The sequence below is a fragment of the Pseudokordiimonas caeni genome (assembly GCF_026719705.1).
Classification (GTDB): domain Bacteria; phylum Pseudomonadota; class Alphaproteobacteria; order Sphingomonadales; family Kordiimonadaceae; genus Gimibacter; species Gimibacter caeni.
This window is the reverse complement of the sequence record NZ_JAPPRR010000004.1, coordinates 218,821-236,711: the sequence shown is the minus strand read 5'-3', so window position 1 is coordinate 236,711 and position 17,891 is coordinate 218,821. Positions and strand designations below refer to the sequence as shown.

At 63.1% G+C, this 17,891-nt stretch carries 18 protein-coding genes and 1 tRNA gene; 4 read left to right on the top strand and 15 right to left on the bottom strand.

Going from position 1 to position 17,891, the window contains the following annotated elements; all coding sequences use genetic code 11:
• The first annotated feature begins 105 nt into the window (after positions 1-105).
• From OU694_RS15975 to OU694_RS15965, 3 genes are read left to right on the top strand one after another with little or no spacing between them, the layout of a single operon-like run.
• Positions 106-1,764 (top strand): electron transfer flavoprotein-ubiquinone oxidoreductase, encoded by a 1,659-nt coding sequence (locus OU694_RS15975; protein WP_308912016.1) that lies wholly within the window; start codon positions 106-108, stop codon positions 1,762-1,764.
• A 25-nt stretch (positions 1,765-1,789) separates the two neighbouring features.
• Positions 1,790-3,562, top strand: a complete 1,773-nt coding sequence (locus tag OU694_RS15970) for a tetratricopeptide repeat protein (protein ID WP_308912015.1) — start codon at positions 1,790-1,792, stop codon at positions 3,560-3,562.
• 1 nt (position 3,563) lies between these two features.
• Positions 3,564-4,424, top strand: a complete 861-nt coding sequence (locus OU694_RS15965; RefSeq protein WP_308912014.1) for a 4-(cytidine 5'-diphospho)-2-C-methyl-D-erythritol kinase — start codon at positions 3,564-3,566, stop codon at positions 4,422-4,424.
• Here OU694_RS15965 and OU694_RS15960 read toward each other — a convergent pair.
• A complete protein-coding gene (locus OU694_RS15960; protein ID WP_308912013.1) occupies positions 4,421-5,419 on the bottom strand; it encodes an NAD-dependent epimerase/dehydratase family protein in 999 nt (332 codons plus the stop codon). The two genes, OU694_RS15965 and OU694_RS15960, sit on opposite strands and share 4 nt — an antisense overlap.
• Positions 5,420-5,578: 159 nt before the next feature.
• Here OU694_RS15960 and OU694_RS15955 point away from each other — a divergent pair.
• Positions 5,579-5,653: transfer RNA gene (locus OU694_RS15955), tRNA-Gln, on the top strand.
• Between the two features lie 69 nt (positions 5,654-5,722).
• On the opposite strand, the gene OU694_RS15950 is transcribed toward OU694_RS15955, so the two are convergent.
• The 14 genes from OU694_RS15950 to OU694_RS15885 are packed head-to-tail and all read right to left on the bottom strand — an operon-like array spanning position 5,723 to position 17,803.
• Entirely contained in the window at positions 5,723-6,487 is a 765-nt protein-coding gene (locus OU694_RS15950) for a transporter substrate-binding domain-containing protein (protein WP_308912012.1), read from the bottom strand.
• A 13-nt stretch (positions 6,488-6,500) separates the two neighbouring features.
• Positions 6,501-7,016 (bottom strand): hypothetical protein, encoded by a 516-nt coding sequence (locus OU694_RS15945; RefSeq protein ID WP_308912011.1) that lies wholly within the window; start codon positions 7,014-7,016, stop codon positions 6,501-6,503.
• 2 nt (positions 7,017-7,018) lie between these two features.
• A complete protein-coding gene (gspN, locus tag OU694_RS15940; protein ID WP_308912010.1) occupies positions 7,019-7,735 on the bottom strand; it encodes a type II secretion system protein N in 717 nt (238 codons plus the stop codon).
• Positions 7,732-8,226 (bottom strand): type II secretion system protein M, encoded by a 495-nt coding sequence (locus OU694_RS15935; protein ID WP_308912009.1) that lies wholly within the window; start codon positions 8,224-8,226, stop codon positions 7,732-7,734. Before OU694_RS15935 ends, gspN begins: the two co-directional genes overlap by 4 nt.
• The gene (gspL, locus tag OU694_RS15930; RefSeq protein WP_308912008.1) at positions 8,223-9,338 is read right to left on the bottom strand and encodes a type II secretion system protein GspL; all 1,116 of its coding nucleotides are present in this window, start codon (positions 9,336-9,338) and stop codon (positions 8,223-8,225) included. Before gspL ends, OU694_RS15935 begins: the two co-directional genes overlap by 4 nt.
• The gene (gspK, locus tag OU694_RS15925; protein ID WP_308912007.1) at positions 9,335-10,324 is read right to left on the bottom strand and encodes a type II secretion system minor pseudopilin GspK; all 990 of its coding nucleotides are present in this window, start codon (positions 10,322-10,324) and stop codon (positions 9,335-9,337) included. The genes gspL and gspK overlap by 4 nt, the downstream gene beginning before the upstream one ends.
• Complete coding sequence (gene gspJ / locus OU694_RS15920) at positions 10,321-10,944, bottom strand: type II secretion system minor pseudopilin GspJ (RefSeq protein WP_308912006.1); 624 nt, start codon at positions 10,942-10,944, stop codon at positions 10,321-10,323. The genes gspK and gspJ overlap by 4 nt, the downstream gene beginning before the upstream one ends.
• Entirely contained in the window at positions 10,941-11,303 is a 363-nt protein-coding gene (gene gspI / locus OU694_RS15915; RefSeq protein WP_308912005.1) for a type II secretion system minor pseudopilin GspI, read from the bottom strand. Before gspI ends, gspJ begins: the two co-directional genes overlap by 4 nt.
• Positions 11,300-11,785 (bottom strand): prepilin-type N-terminal cleavage/methylation domain-containing protein, encoded by a 486-nt coding sequence (locus OU694_RS15910; RefSeq protein ID WP_308912004.1) that lies wholly within the window; start codon positions 11,783-11,785, stop codon positions 11,300-11,302. The genes gspI and OU694_RS15910 overlap by 4 nt, the downstream gene beginning before the upstream one ends.
• A gap of 6 nt (positions 11,786-11,791) precedes the next feature.
• Positions 11,792-12,250, bottom strand: a complete 459-nt coding sequence (gene gspG, locus OU694_RS15905; protein ID WP_308912003.1) for a type II secretion system major pseudopilin GspG — start codon at positions 12,248-12,250, stop codon at positions 11,792-11,794.
• Between the two features lie 18 nt (positions 12,251-12,268).
• A complete protein-coding gene (gspF, locus tag OU694_RS15900) occupies positions 12,269-13,486 on the bottom strand; it encodes a type II secretion system inner membrane protein GspF (RefSeq protein ID WP_308912002.1) in 1,218 nt (405 codons plus the stop codon).
• Positions 13,486-14,982, bottom strand: coding sequence for a type II secretion system ATPase GspE (gene gspE / locus OU694_RS15895; protein WP_308912001.1), 1,497 nt, complete (start codon positions 14,980-14,982; stop codon positions 13,486-13,488). The genes gspF and gspE overlap by 1 nt, the downstream gene beginning before the upstream one ends.
• Positions 14,982-16,937: a type II secretion system secretin GspD gene (gene gspD / locus OU694_RS15890; protein WP_308912000.1), complete on the bottom strand. Its 1,956-nt coding sequence runs from the start codon at positions 16,935-16,937 to the stop codon at positions 14,982-14,984. The genes gspE and gspD overlap by 1 nt, the downstream gene beginning before the upstream one ends.
• Positions 16,934-17,803 (bottom strand): type II secretion system protein N, encoded by an 870-nt coding sequence (locus OU694_RS15885; RefSeq protein ID WP_308911999.1) that lies wholly within the window; start codon positions 17,801-17,803, stop codon positions 16,934-16,936. Before OU694_RS15885 ends, gspD begins: the two co-directional genes overlap by 4 nt.
• Positions 17,804-17,891 lie beyond the last annotated feature (88 nt).

The following is a 17,891-nucleotide window of genomic DNA, read 5'->3' as shown; positions in this document are numbered from 1 at the left end:
CAGGGCCGGACACAAACGCGCCGGAATGGGTCAACAAAGGCAGGCTTGCCGTGATTTTTTATTGCCGTTCGGCGAGCCGCCGTTAGTCATTCAGGGGAGTAACACATGGAACGCGAATCCATGGAATTCGATGTTGTGATCGTAGGCGGCGGCCCGTCCGGCCTGTCGGCGGCGATCCGGCTGATGCAGCTTGCAAACGAGAAGGGTCAGGAACTGACCGTCTGCGTGCTTGAAAAGGGCTCGGAGATCGGCGCGCATATCCTTTCGGGCGCCGTGGTGGATCCCATTGCGCTCAACGAACTGATCCCCGACTGGAAAGACAAGGGCGCACCGCTCAACACGCCTGTCACTGACAACCATCACTGGATCCTGTCGGAAACCGGCCATATCGATTTCCCGCACTTCCTGTTGCCGCCCCTGATGTCCAACAAGGGCATGTACACCCTGTCGCTTGGCAATTTCACCCGTTGGCTCGGCGAACAGGCCGAGGCATTGGGCGTGGAAGTCTATCCGGGCTTTGCGGCAGCCGAGGTGCTGTTCCATGAGGACGGCCGCGTGAAAGGCGTTGCGACCGGTGACATGGGCGTGGGCCGCGATGGCACCCATAAGGATGGCTACGAGCCCGGCATGGAACTGCATGCCAAATACACGCTTTTCGCCGAAGGTTGCCGGGGCTCGCTCTCAAAACAGCTCGAGAAGCATTTCAACCTGCGTGACGGTGTCGAGCACCAGACATACGGCATCGGCATCAAGGAACTGTGGGATATCGATCCTGCCAAGCACAAGGCGGGCACGGTGATCCACACGCAGGGCTGGCCGCTGACAGATGTGGCCGGCGGCGGCTTCATCTATCATCAGGAAAACAATCAGGTCGCCATCGGCTTCGTGGTCACGCTCGATTACGCGAACCCCTATCTTTCGCCGTTTGACGAGATGCAGCGTTTCAAAACGCACCCCGCCGTGAAAGCGATCCTCGAAGGCGGTCGCCGCGTGGCGTATGGCGCGCGGGCGATCAACGAAGGCGGCCTGCAGTCGGTGCCGAAGCTGCACTTCCCGGGCGGCGCGCTCATCGGTTGTGCAGCCGGTTTCGTGAACGTGCCGCGCATCAAGGGTACCCACAATGCGATGAAGTCGGCCATGCTGGCTGCCGAAGCGGCGTTCGACGCCCTTGCCGGCGGCTCGGAAGGCGAGAAGGAACTGACCTCTTACGCTGACGCCTTCAAGAATAGCTGGATTTACAAGGACCTTTACAAGGTGCGCAACGCGCGACCATCGCTCACCAAATTCGGGGTGACGCTGGGTACGCTTTATTCCGGCTTTGATATGTGGCTCAACAGCCTCGGCCTTGGCGCGCTGATCCCCTGGACCTTCCGTCATGGCCACAAGGATAACGAGGCCACGAAGAAGGCGAAAGACTGCAAGCCGATCGACTATCCGAAGCCGGATGGTGTTTACAGCTTCGACAAGCTGACCAGTGTTTTCCTGTCGAACACGAACCATGAGGAAGACCAGCCCTGCCACCTGACACTGAAGGACCCGACGATCCCGGTGAAGGTCAACTGGCCGGACTATGCAGGCCCCGAGCAGCGTTTCTGCCCAGCCGGCGTTTATGAATTCGTGGACGGCGAAGAAGGTGGAAAACGGCTGCAGATCAATGCGCAGAACTGCGTGCACTGCAAGACCTGCGATATCAAGGACACGACCCAGAATATCAACTGGGTGGTGCCGGAAGGCGGCGGTGGTCCCAATTACCCGAACATGTAAGAGGACCGGCGGGCCCGCCGGGACAATGATGAAGGCAGTTTTCTTTCCGATGGCCGGGCGCGCATCCGTGCTCGCGGTCTCGCTCCTTGTTGCCGCCTGCGCGGGCGGCAGCAGGCCGGAGCTTGCGCCGGCACCAGCAACTCCGCCGCTTTACAGCGAATTCACCGTCGATGACGACATGGGCGCCACCGACAGCGGCTTCGGGCCGTTCCTGTCGGCGACGCTCGCGCAGGAGAATTCGGAGAATGCAGCGGCGGCGGCCTTCTATCTGGAAGCGCTGGCGCTTGACCCTTCAAGCGCTTTCGTGGCCGAGCGCGCCTTTTATCAGCTGTTGTTTTCGGGCCGGCTTGATGATGCAGCGGCGCTCGCTGCCGAACTGCCGCCCGAACAGGACGACAATATCGTCTTCATGATGCGGGTGGTGAGTGCTTACCGGGCGGCCGACTGGGTTCGGCTGCGCTCGCTTCTGACAGAAGGGGAAGACGACGGCTTCGATCTGGTGCTGAACCCGGTCCTCAAGGCCTGGTCGTATGCGGCCGAGAAGGATCTCGTGCAGGCGGAAGCAACGCTCGCGCCCCTTCTGGCGGACGAACGGATCAAGCCGATCGCCGAGGAGCATCTGGCCTATATCCTTGACTATATGGGCGAGGAAGCCCGCGCCGAGGAAATCTACAAGCGGCTGACCACGGACGAACGCCCTGTTTCGATGCAGCCTTTTGTGGCCTATGCACAGCAGCAGATCGAGCTTGGCAACCGCGATGCTGCTCGCATGATCCTGACGGATGCGACCCAGCGATTCCGCGGCAATGGCTATCTGATGCGCGAAGCCATGCGTCTCAGCCGCATTGGTGCGCCCAGCCAGACGGCGGCGACACCCTTGGGCGGGGCGAGCCTCCTGCTGTTCCGACTGGGGTCCGAGTTTGCGCAGGCGCGCACGGCGCAGGCCGCTGTGGTTTACCTGCGTCTCGCCAGTTATCTGACGCCCGAGGTGGCGGATATCTATCTGCTGCTCGGCGCGCTGTTCGAGCAGGTGAATCGTCCGCAGGATGCGGCGCAGGCCTTCGCGACTGTACCGCGCGGCGACCCGTTGTGGCGCGTCGCTCAGGCCCGCCGCATCGCCGCACTGAAAGCGGCGGGCGAGGTCGACAAGGCCGAAGCGATCCTCAAGGACATGCTGGTGGAAGCCCCGGGTGACCGGGGGTATCTGACCTCGCTTGGTGACCTGAAGCGTGAGGCTTCGGCCTTCGAGGAAGCGATTGTCTACTACAGTCAGGTGATCGACACGATCACGGCGCCGGTACCGGCTGACTGGTTCGTCTTCTTCGCGCGCGGCATCTGTTACGAGCAGCTTGGCCTCTGGCTGGAGGCAGAGACCGACCTGATGCTGGCCCACAAGCTGAATCCGGAAGAGCCGAACGTGCTCAACTATCTCGGTTACAGCTGGATCGACCGAGGACAGAATATCGATGAGGCAAAGGCGATGATCGCCAAGGCCGTCGAAGCGCGCCCCGATGATGGCTTCATCAAGGACAGCATGGGCTGGGTCTATTACCTGACCGGCGACTATGCGCAGGCGGTCGAAACCTTGGAACAAGCGGTGGGGATGGAACCGACCGACGCGACAATCAACGATCATCTGGGTGATGCCTACTGGCGTGCGGGGCGGCAGGCGGAGGCCCGCTTCCAGTGGCGCCACGCGCTGGATGCGAAGCCGGATGATGACTTGAAAGCGAAGCTTCTGGAAAAGCTCGAAAAAGGCCTGCCTGCGATCCCGAAACCGGATACCGGGAAGCCCTGACATGGCCCCGGCCCTGACGGTGACGGCGCCTGCCAAGGTCAATCTGTTTCTGGAAATCACCGGGCGCCGCGCCGATGGCTACCATCTGCTCGACAGTCTTTTTGTTTTCACGAAAGCGGGCGACATGCTCACTTTCGCGCCGGCGGATGATCTGACGCTCGCCATCGATGGCCCGTTTGCAGGCGCCTTGACGGGTGCGGTTGACGACAATCTCGTCCTGCGGGCGGCCCGCCTGTTGGCCGCCGAGGCCCATGTCGAGGCCAAGGCCGCCATCCGGCTGACCAAGAACCTGCCCGTCGCGGCCGGCATCGGCGGTGGCTCAGCCGATGCGGCGGGTGCCCTGAAGGGCCTGAACGAACTTTGGGGGGCGGGCCTCGATGAGGCGGCCCTCGCTCGTCTTGGCATCCAGCTCGGCGCCGATGTGCCGGCTTGCCTTGCCGGGCGACCGATCCTTGTACGGGGTGTGGGCGAGGACTTCACGCCTGTGACCTATGAGGGACCGAAGGGCATTCTTCTCGTCAATCCGGGATTGCCGCTTGAAACGCCGCCGGTGTTCCGGGCTTACCGGGAAGCGCAGGTGGCTTTCGACGCGGAGACTGCGGCAGCGCCAGTCTACGGCCTTGAAGCAATCCGGGCACGCCGGAACAGTCTCAACGGATCGGCCATCGCCGTGCTGCCGGTAGTCGACGATGTGCTGAAAGAACTTGAAGCGCTGGATGGCGTGCGCCTTGCCCGCATGTCAGGCTCTGGGGCCACCTGTTTCGCGCTTTTCGACAGCGAAGTCGAAGCCGAGGCAGCCGCCCGTACCTTTGCTGCCCGCCAGCCGGGCTGGTGGCTGATGGCCGACCGGATTGCTGGCTAGACCTTGTAATAATCCTTGTACCAGGTGACGAATTTCTTGAGGCCAACGCTTAAGGGCGTGGTCGGCTTGAAGCCGAGGTCACCTGAAATTGCCGAAATATCGGCGTAGGTTTCCTTCACGTCGCCCGGCTGCATGGGGGCGAATTCCTTCACTGCCTCAATCCCGAGTTCGGTTTCGAGGATCGAGATCATGTCCATCAGGCGTTCGGGCTCGTTATTGCCGATATTGTAAACCCGGTGCGGGGCCTTGCCGCCGCCGAACAGCGGCTTGCCGTCACTGGCGGCGGGTGGATGATCCAGTACCCGCAGGATACCGTCGACAATATCGTCGATATAGGTGAAATCCCGGCCCATATCGCCGTTATTGAAGATACGGATCTTCTCGCCCTTCAGAATCGCCTCGGTGAACAGCCAGTAGGCCATGTCCGGCCGCCCCCAAGGCCCGTAAACCGTGAAGAAGCGGAGGCCTGTTTGCGGGATGCCGTAAAGGTGGCTGTAGGACTGGCTGAGAATCTCGTTCGAGCGTTTGGTGGCGGCATAAAGCGACACCGGTGTTTCCACCGCGTCACTTTCCGAGAAGGGCAGCTTGGTGTTGCCCCCGTATACGCTTGAGGAACTGGCATAGACAAGATGCTCGATGCCATCGGTATGCCGGGCAAGCTCGAGGATATTCATGTGCCCGACAAGGTTGGAGCGCACATAGGCGTCCGGATTGTCGATCGAATAGCGGACGCCAGCCTGCGCGCCAAGATGTACGATGGAGTTGAACTTGTGCTCGCCGAGCGCCCGGACAAGCCCGCCATCGGTGCCAAGATCGAGCGGCACGAAATGGAAATCGCCCATGTCATGCAGCCGTGCCAGACGGGCGCGTTTCAGGTCCGGGTCATAATAGCTGTTCATATTGTCGAGGCCGACGATTCGTTCACCGCGCGACAGAAGTTCCGCCGCTACGTGCGAGCCGATGAAGCCGGCCGCGCCGGTGATGAGTATCGTCATGGGTAAGCCTCCGTTTTCTCCCCCACTTTAACCAAGCGGGGCGGGCTGGCAAGCGCTTCGGCCAGAGGAACCGCACAGGGGCAGAGACCCTTCCAAAATTTGTTGAAAAGGGGCTTTACAGCGGGGGGCACTTCTAATAAAACCGCGCCACACCGCTGGTGGGGCGTCGCCAAGTGGTAAGGCAGCGGTTTTTGGTACCGCCATTCGCAGGTTCGAATCCTGCCGCCCCAGCCACCACCATCCCGAAAAGTCGAAATGGCATGAAGCTGCACGCTGCGGCTTTGATCGCTTTTTGTCGCTTGTTCAGCGCGACGGCGTTTCAAGAAGCGGCAAGTCATCTTGCGGGGTCGCTTCAAGCCGCTCGAGGATGGCGGGGTCGATGCCCAGGGCGGCAGCCAGATAGTCATCCGAACTGTCAATCGGTGTGATGCAGATGGCGCGAGCGGGATCTTCGCCAAGCGTGTTGAAATTGCTCCGTGCCGTGCTTTTGTAGGCGATGATGAAATCAACCCGTTCGCGCAGCAGCATCTGTTCGAGCGCGGTGGGCACGGCCAGCGGAATTTCCATGATCCGTTCCTCGGCCACACCCAGCTTGCGCGCCACATCGCAGTGCGCTGTCGCCTTCTGGCAGCCGATGAGCGTGTTACCCTTCAGGATTTCCGGCAGTTTCAATTTGGCCTCGGGGGTGGTGTCAAGCGCGATCAGGTGAAGCGCGTCGCTTGCAAACACCTGCATGATCCAGTGGTATTTAGCCTCCCGCTCCGGCGTCCGCAGCAGCTGGTAGATCAGCGCGTGGCGGCTTTCCGCGACCTGTCGCATGGCGCGCGACCAGGGCACATAGTGCAATTGATATCGGAGCCCGGTGCGATCCATGAAGTTTTGCAGTTTATCGATGGCTGCAATGGCAAAACGGTCCTTGTCCTTTCGCACGAGGACGTCGGTTCCGCGGTCCAGATAAATGTCGACAACCGGCAGTGTTTCGATCCGTTTGTCTTCTGCCGATACCGGTAGTGAGCAGAACCAGAGGCTCGCGAGGAGGCGGGTCAGATGGCGTCTGAAAGTTCGCATCGCCCGCGCTTCCTCATTCCTGCGCCGGGCGGCAGGCAATGAGCCCGGCTACGGGCATCACGTAGGACCAGCCCGAAGCATCGGCGAAAGTCAGCCGGCCTTCGCGGATCACCGCGCCGCCGCTGAGGTTGCCATTCAGTTCGGGCACATAACTGACGCTGACGGTCACGCCGCCGGCTTCATAGCGCATTTCAGGGAAGAAGCGCCCGGCAGCAGTGCCAGAGGCCGAAACACGGGTAAGCCATGCGGGCTTGCCATCAATCTGCATCCGGGCATCGGTGCTGGTGGTGTCGGAGACGAACACAAGCCGCCGTCCGGCTTCACGGGCGAAAAGATAAAGCCCACAGGTGCCGCCGGCCAGTTCCTGTGGGGGGAGGGTGCCGATACGGGCAGCCGGGCCTTCCTCTGACGGAGCGGTGGGCGCGGACGCGGCAGGAGCCTGTGTAACGGGCGGTGGCGTGCTGGTGGTGCCAGCGCAGGCCGACAGCATCAGGCCGGCGCCCACCGCCACGCTTTGAAACAAACGCATCCTCAATTCCCCTGCCAGCGACCTTTGATATCGAGCTTAAAGCTATTCCCGGCCGCAACAAAGCCCATATAAGGCAGAAGCCGGCGGATGTCAGCATCAGCCGTTGCAAGGTCGGCAGTAGCACGGTAGCTGCCTGTCGGGGAAATCCATGCAGCGAGGCCGAGGTTGGTGGTACCGGCCGCCCCTTGCAAGCGGAGGGCAATCTGGCCATCCTCGCATGTTGCCGTGCCCACCAGCGGGGGCAGCAAGCCGGCATTACCTTCGAGATCGGCAACAAGGCGGACGCTGCCTGATGCCTCGATGCAGCGGTTGTCCTCGATGCGCGTGTTGAAGTCTGCAAGTTCAAGGCTACCGTCAAGCGGCAGGGGAAGCCGCAATCCGGCAAGCGTTGCCCGAAGGGCCACATCCTCTGCCGCGAGCTCGCCGCTGAGCGCGACGTGCCCGGCGCCGTTCAGGAAGCTGCCGCGTACCCTGATGTCACCTCCGATGCCGCCGCTGAGCAGGGCACCCAGCGAGGGCTCGATATCAACAGTGCCGACCGGCACTCCCTTGTAGCGCACACCAGTGACGCGGCCGCCCTGCCACACCGTGCCGCTGGTGCCGGTATAGCCAAGGCCATCCTGGCCGGTGGCGGGCAGGAAAAGCGACAGCGGCAGGCAGGCAACAAGGCCGACAGCAAAAGCGGCAAGTCCGACGAGAAGAAGCGTCCGCAGGTTCAAGACCCCACCCCCGTCAGCAGCAGTTGTGCGGTGAGGCCGCGGCCATCAGCAGCGCGGGAGATAACGGCGCGTGCCGTGCCGATGCCGTATGTCTTTTCGATTTCCGCAAGCCAGGCATACAGAAGGGAAGGGGTGACGCCCTCAACCCAGACATTGATCCCGCCAGCGGCTTCTGGCTGCAGGCGGCTGATTGGCACCCCGCGGGCAAGCGCACTTTCGGAAATGCTGGCACGCAGGTCGCCGGTCGCCACCTTCTGCCGGGTGGTGCCAAGGGTGGCTGCCTCGGCAATCGCGCTTTCAACGAAGGCGGCGTCGCGCCGCGCGGCTTCCAGCGTGTTGATCCCCTCGGCACGCCATGCAAGCATCGGCGCGGCGACAGCATACCAGAGGATCAGGAGCGCGAGGATGACGCCAAGCCCGCCAAGCATCAGATGCTCACGCGGCGACAGGCCGTTCCACCAGTGGGCAACAGGCTTGAGGGCAGCGGTCATGGCCGGTCTCCGATCGTGATTTCGCTGATGATGCGGCCGTCTTCCTGCCGGGAAGCGCCTTCGGTGAGGGTGGCGCCGCGCTCGGCCACGGCCGCCTTCAGGCGTTCGATATCGCCGAAGCTTGCAGCACTTATGGCGGCCGAAAGGCGGCCTTCGTTCCGGTCAAAACGCAGGCCGTTTACCATCATGCCGTCCACGGTTTCGGCAGCGGCGAACAGGCGGGCCGAGAGCGCAAGGAACGGGTCGGCGCCTGTGCCGCGCAGGGCCTTGAGGCGCGATTGCAGATGCGGCAGGCTGCGCACATCGGGGAAGGCCTCCCGCAGCGCCACCTGTGTTGCCGCGTCAGTCTCATCTGCCAGGCTGCGGGCCTTGAAGCCTTCGGCCAGAACCACGACGCCGGCGAGGACAAGAAGCGCCAACGCAAGCCAAGCCGCACGCTGCCAGACGAGCCAGACCTCGCCCCACGCCCGGCGCGGCGCGAAGGCACCTTGCCGGAAGTCCGGGCCGCTATACCGGGCTATGCCCTCGGCGAGGCGCGAGGCAAGGCCGTCCAGCCGCACAGGCATCAGGGCTTCAGCCGGCAGGTCCGGGTCCAGAAGCGACAGAAGGCTGAGGTCGGCGGCATAGCCTTCTGTCGGCTCCGGCGCTACGCGGATGGCGCGTGCGCCGTCAGCCAGCGCATAGGGCGTGATGGTGTCGGGCAGGGCAATGAAATCGGCGGTGATCAGGTCCGGTGTCAGGTCGCGCGCCTCAAGGGCGGCAAGGCGCGCGGCAAGCGGGGCGGCTTCCGTCCAGTAAACCGTGCGCTCGCCGGCGCCAGCTGCATCCAGCACGAAATGCAGGCTGCGGGCATTGTCACCCAGTTCATCACCCAGAAGATAGGGCAGGGCAGCGCGGGCCTGTGCGTCGGTTTTGGCGGGCAGGTCGATCCGGCGGCCGCGAACGGCTTCGCCCGCGAGCACCAGCACGACACGCTCGTCGCCCTTGCCGGGCAGGCTGGCGCTATCACCGGTGCTGGAGGCAATCAGGCGGCCATCTGCGCCCACGCGCGCCCAGCGCCATGCGCCGGTGTCGATAGGGTCCGCGATCAGGATCAGGACTGGATCGGTCATTCTTCGTCTCCGAACCGGCGACTGACAAGGCGAACATCGTCCTTGCCGGTCGCATCAAAAAGGGCGGTCAGCGTGATGCGGGCATCCGCGTGGCTGACGGCGGCAACAAGATTGAAAAAACGGGAACGCACGCCGGTGCGGGCCTTGATCTCGTCAGGTACTGTGACCCCCCTGAAAGCAGGCAGTCGCCAGAACTCCTCTGGCGCGCCATACCCCGCCGCCGGCCGCATGGCGATGGCATCCATGATACGGCCAAGGTCGGGGTCGGTCGGGAAAAGGGCTGCAACCACCGGCGCAGCAGCAGGCATCAGCGTATTCACGTTGAGGGGGGCGGGATCGATTACCGGCAGTGCGCACAGATAGGGGCGAAGCAGGCCATAGACAGCGGATGTGACCCCCTTCACGGCTCGAAACTCGCTGACATCCGCCATAAGCGTATTGCCGGTGCGGTGGGGCACACCAGCGGCCATATAGTCATAATCCTCAGCCCCGCGCGGATTGGGGCGGGTGTCGCCGTCGACCCAGTCGGCGGTTGCAGCGGCAATCGCCTCCGCTTCGGCGGGATTGAGGCCGAGGATTGCCATCAGCCGGGCAAACTCGGCTTGTGCAGCGGGGTTCGACTGCCTGATGGCTCCTTCCCCGGTCACGAGGCTGTTGAGATTGAAACAGTTGCCGCCGTCCGAAATCCGGCCATCGATGCGTCCCGCTTCGGTCATGAAATGCGCGGGCTGTGCCCAAGGGGCGTCGAGCGTTGTGCGGTTGTTGTTCAGCGCGAAAGATTGGCGCAGCACGGCCTTCGCCAGCGTCTCGGCTGACAAGGCCGCTTCTCGCGCGGCAGAGCCTGTCTCGATGAGATGCTGGCGGGCGATCAGTGCCGAAACGCGGCCTGAAAGACCAACGGCGATGACAGACATCAAGGCAACCATCAGGAGGACAGTGATCAACACCGCGCCGCAGTCATTTGGGCTGGAGTCGTTCTGCTTCATCGCCGCACCTCGCCGCTGACGAGGAAAAGCTGGCGCAAGGGACCTGCCTTGGCGTCATTGGTGACAAGCGCCACGGCAATCGGCAAGCCGCCGGTTGTCAGGTCGCCGGCCTTCCAGTTGTCGACCCAGCCGCTGGTGCCGAAAATCTCGAACGAGGCAGCCGACAGACCGGTCAGCAATACCCGGTCGCTTACCGGCGTTTCCGGCGTGGCATCAACGCGGGTACGGGTGCGGCGGACAAGGGTGCCGTTCTCGAACCGGTATTCGACATAAAGAAGGCTGGTGCGATCCTCTGCCATGCCCGGATTGGCGCGGCCCCGACGCACCAGCGACAGGAGCGGTGCATCTGCCTCCACGCTGCCAGCAGAGAGGGAAACGGGTGTCGCGCCGCCGAACCTGTCGCGGGCAGGGCGTGCAACTGCAGAAAGAAGGTCATCCTTTAAAATGGCGCGGGCAAGCGTGAGTTCGGTTTGGGCGTCGGTGGCCTCGCTGACTGCATCGCGGGTGCGCAAGCTTTGCCCGATCAGCGTCGTGGTGCCCGCGGCCAGAATGGCGAAGATGGCGAGTGCCACAAGCGTTTCGATCAGTGTGAAACCGGCGTCTGAAGGCTGGCGTGTCACCGCGATATCTCCCTAAGGCCTGTCGCACTTGCGATCACCTGTTCGCTGCCAGCTTCACGCACCGATACCTCGATCTGCATCACGCCGAAACCTTCAAGGGGACGGACCCGCTCGGCCCAGTCGTAGCGACGACCTCCAAGATCCACCGTGCCCGTGCGCAGCCCGGCGGTGGCGGGCTCAGACGCACTCAACACTTCAACCAGCCGGTTATCGGCCACGATATCGGCGCCAAGGCGCGCATCAAGCGCCACGGCATGGCGCACGCTTTCCCGTGTCGCGGACAGCAGCGCAAGGGCAGCAATCGAAAAGACGGCAAGCCCGACCAGCACTTCAATGAGGGTGAAGCCGCGGTCATTCATGGCATGCGGCCTTCTTCGACAATGCGCATCTGCCCCTGTTCGTCACACGTGAGGAGAGCCGTGTCGCCGTCTCGTTCGATACGGAGGCGGAATGATCTGGCATCACCCGCAGGCGTGAACCAAAGGTCAGGCAGGCGTGGCGTGCCTTCTACACCCCTTTCCGCCGGGATGCCCTCAAGGGCGAGACCCGCTCCTTCGGCGATCCAGCGTGGGCCGGCTTCAATCCAGCGACCGTCGCGGCGATGAAGCGGGGTCAGGCCGCCCTCATTCACCGCCACACCCATGATCTCCCCGCCGATCACCGCGCGGGCGGCGATATCGGTGAGGCGGTCGCGGGTGGCCTCTGCAGTGGCCTCAGGGCTCGGATTCAGGCGTGGCAGGGTGAGGACAACGGCGGCTGAGGCAAGCGCCATCAGGGCGACGGTGACCATCACCTCGACGAGCGTGAAGCCCGCGTCACTGGATGCCCGCCTGCCGTCCATCAGGGGTCATTCCTTCCAGTTGCCGATGTCGGCGGCAAGATCCGCTCCGCCCATGCGGCCGTCCGCACCGAGCGAGAAGATATCGATCGCGCCATGTTCGCCGGGGGTGGCATACTGGTAAGCGTTGCCCCAAGGGTCGTCCGGTAGGCGCTTGATATAGCCACCGGGCCGGTAACGTTCGGGGCGCGTCAGGCCGGCAGGCGGGCTGACAAGCGCCTCAAGCCCCTGATCCGTGGTCGGGTAGGTCAGGTTATCAAGCTTGTACATCTCCAGTGCCTGCTCGAGGATCAGGATATCGGCGCGGGCCTTTTCGACCATTGCCTTGTCCTGGCTTGGCAGCACGTTGATGACGACGACCGTGGCCAGAAGCCCGATGATGACGATCACCACCATCACTTCAACAAGGGTGAAACCCTCGTCCTGTGCGGCCTGTTTCTTCAGTTTCTTCAGCAGCGTTTTCAGCATCTTTCGGTTCCTTGTCGCTCAGCCGAAGGCGAGCGTGTTGAGCTGCAGGATGGGCAATAGGATCGACAGCACAATCAGCGTGACGATCCCGCCCATGACAATGATGATGGCGGGCTCCAGTAGCCCTAGGACGGTTGAGGTGAAGCGCTCGAATTCAGCCTCCAGATAGTCCGCCGCCTTGGCGAGCAGGGTATGGAGCGCGCCCGAATTTTCTCCCGCCGCCGCCATATGGGTGACGATGGCGGGGAGCACGGCTTCACTCCTGAGCGCCGCCGAAAGGCTGGCGCCATTGGTGATGCGGTCGCGCATGGCGCCCACCGCCTGCCGGATCACACCGTTGCCGATAACAGCTTCTGCCGCTTTCATGCCGTCCACCACCGGCACACCGGAGGCAATAAGGGTGGCAAGCGTGCGGGCAAGGCGGGCAGCGGCAAGCGAGCGGATCAGCTTGCCAACCAGCGGCAGGCGCAAGAGGAAAGCGTCGACCTTCAGCCGGAAGGCGGGGTTCTTGAGGGCACGCACGAAGGCGGCAATGGCGATCACGGCAGCCACCAGCAGGAACGGGCCGACCTCGCGCACGAAGGCGGAAAGCGCGATCATGATACGCGTGAGGGCAGGGAGCGTTGCTCCCATATGGCTGAACTGGTCGACTACTTTCGGGACTACAAAGCTCATCAGCATCGTGACCACCAGAAAGGCGGTGACGGCGAGGCAGATCGGATAAACGAGGGCCGCCGTCACCTTGCCGCGCATCGCCTGCGCTTTCTCCAGATGATCGGCAAGGCGTTCCATTACGGGGCCGAGGCTCCCGGAGCCTTCGCCAGCCGCGACGAGCGCCACATAAAGCCGGTCGAACCCGGCGTTCGTCGCGGCAAGGGCGGCGGAAAGCTTGCGCCCTTCGCTCACGCCCGTGCGGGCATCCAGAAGCACGCGCTTGACGAGCGGCTTTTCCGCCTGCTCGGCCACGGTCTTCAGGGCTTCCTCAACCGGGGTGGCAGAGCCGATCAGTGTGGATAGCTGGCGGGTGACGAGCGTGATATCCCGGTGCGACAGGCGGCCCGAGCGTAGCCCGAAGCTTTTTCCCTCGCCGCCGGTTTTGGCAGCGGGTTCGATCTTGACGGGCAGCAGGGCGCGGTCCTTCAGCGCCTTCGCGGCCCCCCGCGCGCTATCGGCGGAAAGGACCCCGCGCTTGACGCGGCCGTCTGTATCCAGGGCTTCGAAATCGAAGGCAGGCATCAGGCATCCCCATGTGCGCGCACGACGCGCATCACTTCTTCGATGGTGGTCATGCCCTTGCGCACCAGCTTGGCACCCGCTTCCGAAAGGGTATCCCGCCCCTTGAAGGCATGGGCGGCGATTTCGGCTTCGGTGGCATCGTCATGGATCAGCTTCTGGATCGTGTCATCCATCGTGATCAGTTCATAAAGCCCGATCCGACCCTGATAGCCTGTGTTGTTGCAGGCGTTGCAGCCACAGGCCTTGTAAAGCGTCAGGTCCTTTTTCTTCGATTTGCCGAGGGCGGCGCGTTCGGCTTTGTCAGCCTCATACGGGGCTTTGCAATGGTCGCACAGACGCCGCACCAGCCGCTGGGCGAGGATCGCCTTCACGCTGGTGGCCAAGAGGAAGGGCTCAACCCCCATATCGCGCAGGCGGGTGATGGCACCGGCGGCACTGTTGGTGTGAACGGTGGACAGGACGAGGTGACCGGTGAGACTTGCCTGCACCGCGATTTCTGCTGTTTCCATGTCACGGATCTCGCCGACCATCACCACATCCGGGTCTTGCCGGAGGATGGCGCGCAGGCCGGCCGCGAAGGTCATGCCGACCTTGGCGTTCACCTGTGTCTGGCCGATGCCTTCAAGCGCATATTCGACCGGGTCTTCGACCGTCAGGATATTGCGGCTGGCGTCATTGAGGAGCGAGAGCCCGGCATAAAGTGTGGTTGTCTTGCCCGAACCCGTGGGGCCGGTGACGAGAAGGATGCCGTTCGGTTCGGCAAGCGCTGCCTTGAAGGCAGTGAGCGTTTCTTCTTCCATACCCAGCGCCTCGATATCGAAGCGGGCGGCGGAACGATCGAGAAGACGCAGCACCACCCGTTCGCCGTGCCGCGAAGGCAGGGTGGAAACACGCACATCGATCACCCGACCACCGAGGGTCAGCGAGATGCGCCCGTCCTGTGGGATACGCTTCTCGGCGATATCGAGCCGCGCCATGACCTTGAGACGCGAGGTGAAACTTGGCGTCAGCCGCGCCGGCAGTTCCATGATTTCGGCAAGCACACCATCGATCCTGAACCGGATTGAAAGGCGGCTTTCATAGGGTTCGATATGGATGTCAGAGGCATGGCGCTTGGCGGCCTCGGCGATCATGCTGTTGATCAGGCGTATGAGCGGCGCATCGTCCTCGCTGTCCAGCAGGTCGGCGACATCTGGCCGGTCGTCGATGAGGCCATCAAGGCCCGGCGCTTCGCTGCCGATTTCATCGGCAAGGGCGGCCCGTGCCATGGTGTCGGCGCCGTAAAGGTCGGAAAGCCAGCGGTCGAATGCGGTGTCGTCGAGTGGCTCCACCCGAAAGGCGCGACCGAGCACCCGGCGGGCCTCGAGAAGGGCCGTGGGCGCCGCCCGCCCGCGCATGCCAAGCCGCATGCCGCCGGTATCGTCGTCCGGCAGGCGCACCAGCCCGTGCGCCTTCGCAAAGGCGTAGCTGAGGCTTGTGGCGGCCATGTCGGTCATCAGTTCTGTTCCCCGCTGCCGATCACATCCTGCATCATGGCATCGAGCGAGGATTCGCCCGTCTTGCTGCGGCTCACCTGCTGGTCCCGCATCAGGCCGTATTTGCGGTTCGTGACAGCCGCAAGGTCGCTGGCGCTGCGCACGATGGTCGGGCGCAGGAAGACCATCAGGTTGGTCTTCTGCTTGCGCTTGCCCTCGCTGCGGAAGGCGCGGCCAAGGACAGGGATATCGCCAAGAAGCGGCACTTTTTCGACCGAGACCCGCTCGTTTTCCTCAATGAGGCCGCCGAGCACGATAATTTCCCCATTGCGCACAGAGACGGTCGTCTTGATCTCGCGCTTGTTGGTGACAAGCTCGGTCGAATTGGCGGCGACGGGGCCTGATACACTCGAAACCTCCTGTTCCAGGTTGAGGCGGATTTCATCGCCTTCATTGATCTGGGGCGTCACGGCCAGTTTCACGCCCACTTCCTTGCGGTCGATCGTGCGGAAGGGATTGGTGTTGGCGCTGCCGAGGGCTTCCCCCGTGGTGATCGGGATTTCCTGGCCAACAAGGATCGAGGCTTCGGCATTGTCCATCGTCATCACCGACGGGGTAGAGAGAATGTTGGAACCGGAGTCCGAGGCGACAGCATTGAGGATCACCCCGAAAAGCGTGCCGTCTTTTGTCTGGCCGGCGATGCCGCCCGCGAAACCGTTCATGCCAAGGAAGCTGTCCACCGCCGCGGTGCCAAGCGCCTTGATGCCATCCGAGAACGGACCGTCTTCGTCGTCGCCGTATTTCTTGTCGAGGACGAGGGCCCCGGTGGCAGCCAGCACATTCGGGGCGGTGTTTGAATAGTTGGTCGCCGTGAAGGGGATCCACGATCCTTCACCGCCCGCGAGGATATATTGCAGCCCCAGTTCCTTGGCGGCGTTATCCGAAATTTCCACGATAATGGCTTCCACCAGCACCTGCGCGCGCGGGATATCGAGCTGGCGGACGACGCCTTCAAGCGTCTGCTGCATCTCGGGGCTCGCGTTGATGACAAGCGCGTTGGTTGCCTTGTGGAAGCTGATGGTGGCGCGGCGCGTGCCGGGTGTTGCTTCCCCTTGTGCGGATGCCAGCGACTGGCTGACTTCTGACAGGATCGGCACCAGCGCCTCGCCGTCCGCATGGCTCAGATAGACCACCTTGAGGTCGCCCTGCGCCTCGTTGCGGTTATCGAGGTCCCCGACCAGTGACTTCATGCGGGAGACGACCTCGGCCGGGCCCTTGAGGATCACGCTGTTGGACGAAGTAACAGGGACGGCTGCAAAGGCGCTGTCAGGTGCCTCGCCATTCGCGCCACCGCGCAGGGTGGCAAGGATATTGACGATTTCTGCCGCCGACGAATGCTTCAGGGGGATGAGCTCCACCACGCTCCTGTCTGCGTCGATCCCGGCGATCAGCTTGGCCACGCGGTCCATGTTCGCGGCATAGTCAACGACCACAAGGAAGTTCTGCGTGCGGTGGCCGATCACCCGGCCTTGCGGGTTCACCACCGGCTTGACGGTATTGAGGGCACTGATCGTGTCGATATGGCTGAGGCGGAAAATCTGGGTGACCATCTGGTCGCCGGTGCCTTTGCCAACGGGCTGCGCATCGAAGGCTGCGCCTTCTTCGGGCACGATCTTCCAGGCACCGTTTGCGGTGGCAACGGCGGTGAAGCCGTTGGCCTTGAGCGCCGAGAGGAACACGTCAAAGACTTCCGCCTGCGGAACGGGGGTGCGCGAGATGACGGTGACCTTGCCCTTCACGCGGGGGTCCACGATGAAGGTCCGGCCCGTGATCATGGCGATATCGTCAATCAGGGCACGCACATCCGCATCCCTGAAATTCAGGAGATGGTCTTCCGCCGCCATCAGGGGCGGGGTCGCCAGCATCAGGGCAGCGAGAAGGGCAGGGCGTGCGAACCGGTGAAGGCGTGTGATCATGCCGGATTGCTTTCTGAACTGAGGGTCAGGGGAATGCGCTTGCCGGCGCGTTCGATTTCAAGGCGGATGCTGCCTGTGCGGTCGATCTCCGACAGGGCATCCGTGAGGTCTTCGGCACTGCCGAGCGTTTCGCCGTTCAGGCTGGCGAGGACATCGCCGGGCTCGAGGCCATAGGATTTAAGGGCGGCTGCACCTGCCGGGCTTCCATCGGTATCGATCTGCCAGCCGGTGATGCGCTGGCCCTCGCGGCGAGGCACAAGCCGCACCTGGCGGAGCACCGATTTCAGGTCGCTGGCGGCGGTCGTCGGGCCTGCGGGGGCAGCCTTGGAAGGTGCCTTGCCACCGAGGATCGGGCCGCTGCCGTCATCCAGTGACAGGGTTTCAATCACGCCGGCGCGGCTGAGGCTGACCCGGTTGTCATAAACCCGGTCGAGTCGCACGCCGGAGAGGATTTCGTCGCCGGGGCGGTAAACGCTCTGGTCCTTGCCGCCGGTTTGGATAATGGCACTGGAATGCGCGGGATCGTCTGAAAGCCGAACCCCGAAAAGCTTGAGATCGAGGCTCGTCTCGGGGGCGGCTTCCGCGCTTTCGGTCACTGGGGCAGCGAGACTGCGGTTGAAGGGATCGAACCGGGTGAGGATGCCGAGGTCGAGCTTTTCTGCGGGCTTCCGGGTGGCGGTTGCGGTTGATTGCAGGCCGGCATCAGGGGCGGGCAGGCGACTCGCCGGGACAATCATCAGCCAGACAAAATGGGCAGCCACGAAGCCCAGCATGACAACAACGCCAAGCTCCACCAACCGGCGGAGGCGGCTCGTCGGGGCCGGTTGCCGAAGGGCTGCTGCGGGTGCTGCCGTCTGGTCTGTCATGAATGATAGATCCGGTTGGTATGTCTCATGTCGGCGCCAACCTGACCGGTCCCTGTTTCAAATTCATGACAGTCCCGGTGGAAATGTC

Coding starts and splice junctions, on each gene's coding strand:
- gspG (WP_308912003.1), bottom strand. CDS start 12,250: ATGCTGAAAACGCTGCTGAAGAAACTGAAGAAACAGGCCGCACAGGAC.
- OU694_RS15975 (WP_308912016.1), top strand. CDS start 106: ATGGAACGCGAATCCATGGAATTCGATGTTGTGATCGTAGGCGGCGGC.
- gspK (WP_308912007.1), bottom strand. CDS start 10,324: ATGAAGCAGAACGACTCCAGCCCAAATGACTGCGGCGCGGTGTTGATC.
- OU694_RS15950 (WP_308912012.1), bottom strand. CDS start 6,487: ATGCGAACTTTCAGACGCCATCTGACCCGCCTCCTCGCGAGCCTCTGG.
- gspF (WP_308912002.1), bottom strand. CDS start 13,486: ATGCCTGCCTTCGATTTCGAAGCCCTGGATACAGACGGCCGCGTCAAG.
- gspI (WP_308912005.1), bottom strand. CDS start 11,303: ATGAATGACCGCGGCTTCACCCTCATTGAAGTGCTGGTCGGGCTTGCC.
- OU694_RS15910 (WP_308912004.1), bottom strand. CDS start 11,785: ATGGACGGCAGGCGGGCATCCAGTGACGCGGGCTTCACGCTCGTCGAG.
- OU694_RS15970 (WP_308912015.1), top strand. CDS start 1,790: ATGATGAAGGCAGTTTTCTTTCCGATGGCCGGGCGCGCATCCGTGCTC.
- OU694_RS15960 (WP_308912013.1), bottom strand. CDS start 5,419: ATGACGATACTCATCACCGGCGCGGCCGGCTTCATCGGCTCGCACGTA.
- OU694_RS15945 (WP_308912011.1), bottom strand. CDS start 7,016: ATGCGTTTGTTTCAAAGCGTGGCGGTGGGCGCCGGCCTGATGCTGTCG.
- gspD (WP_308912000.1), bottom strand. CDS start 16,937: ATGATCACACGCCTTCACCGGTTCGCACGCCCTGCCCTTCTCGCTGCC.
- gspL (WP_308912008.1), bottom strand. CDS start 9,338: ATGACCGATCCAGTCCTGATCCTGATCGCGGACCCTATCGACACCGGC.
- gspE (WP_308912001.1), bottom strand. CDS start 14,982: ATGACCGACATGGCCGCCACAAGCCTCAGCTACGCCTTTGCGAAGGCG.
- OU694_RS15885 (WP_308911999.1), bottom strand. CDS start 17,803: ATGACAGACCAGACGGCAGCACCCGCAGCAGCCCTTCGGCAACCGGCC.
- OU694_RS15965 (WP_308912014.1), top strand. CDS start 3,564: ATGGCCCCGGCCCTGACGGTGACGGCGCCTGCCAAGGTCAATCTGTTT.
- OU694_RS15935 (WP_308912009.1), bottom strand. CDS start 8,226: ATGACCGCTGCCCTCAAGCCTGTTGCCCACTGGTGGAACGGCCTGTCG.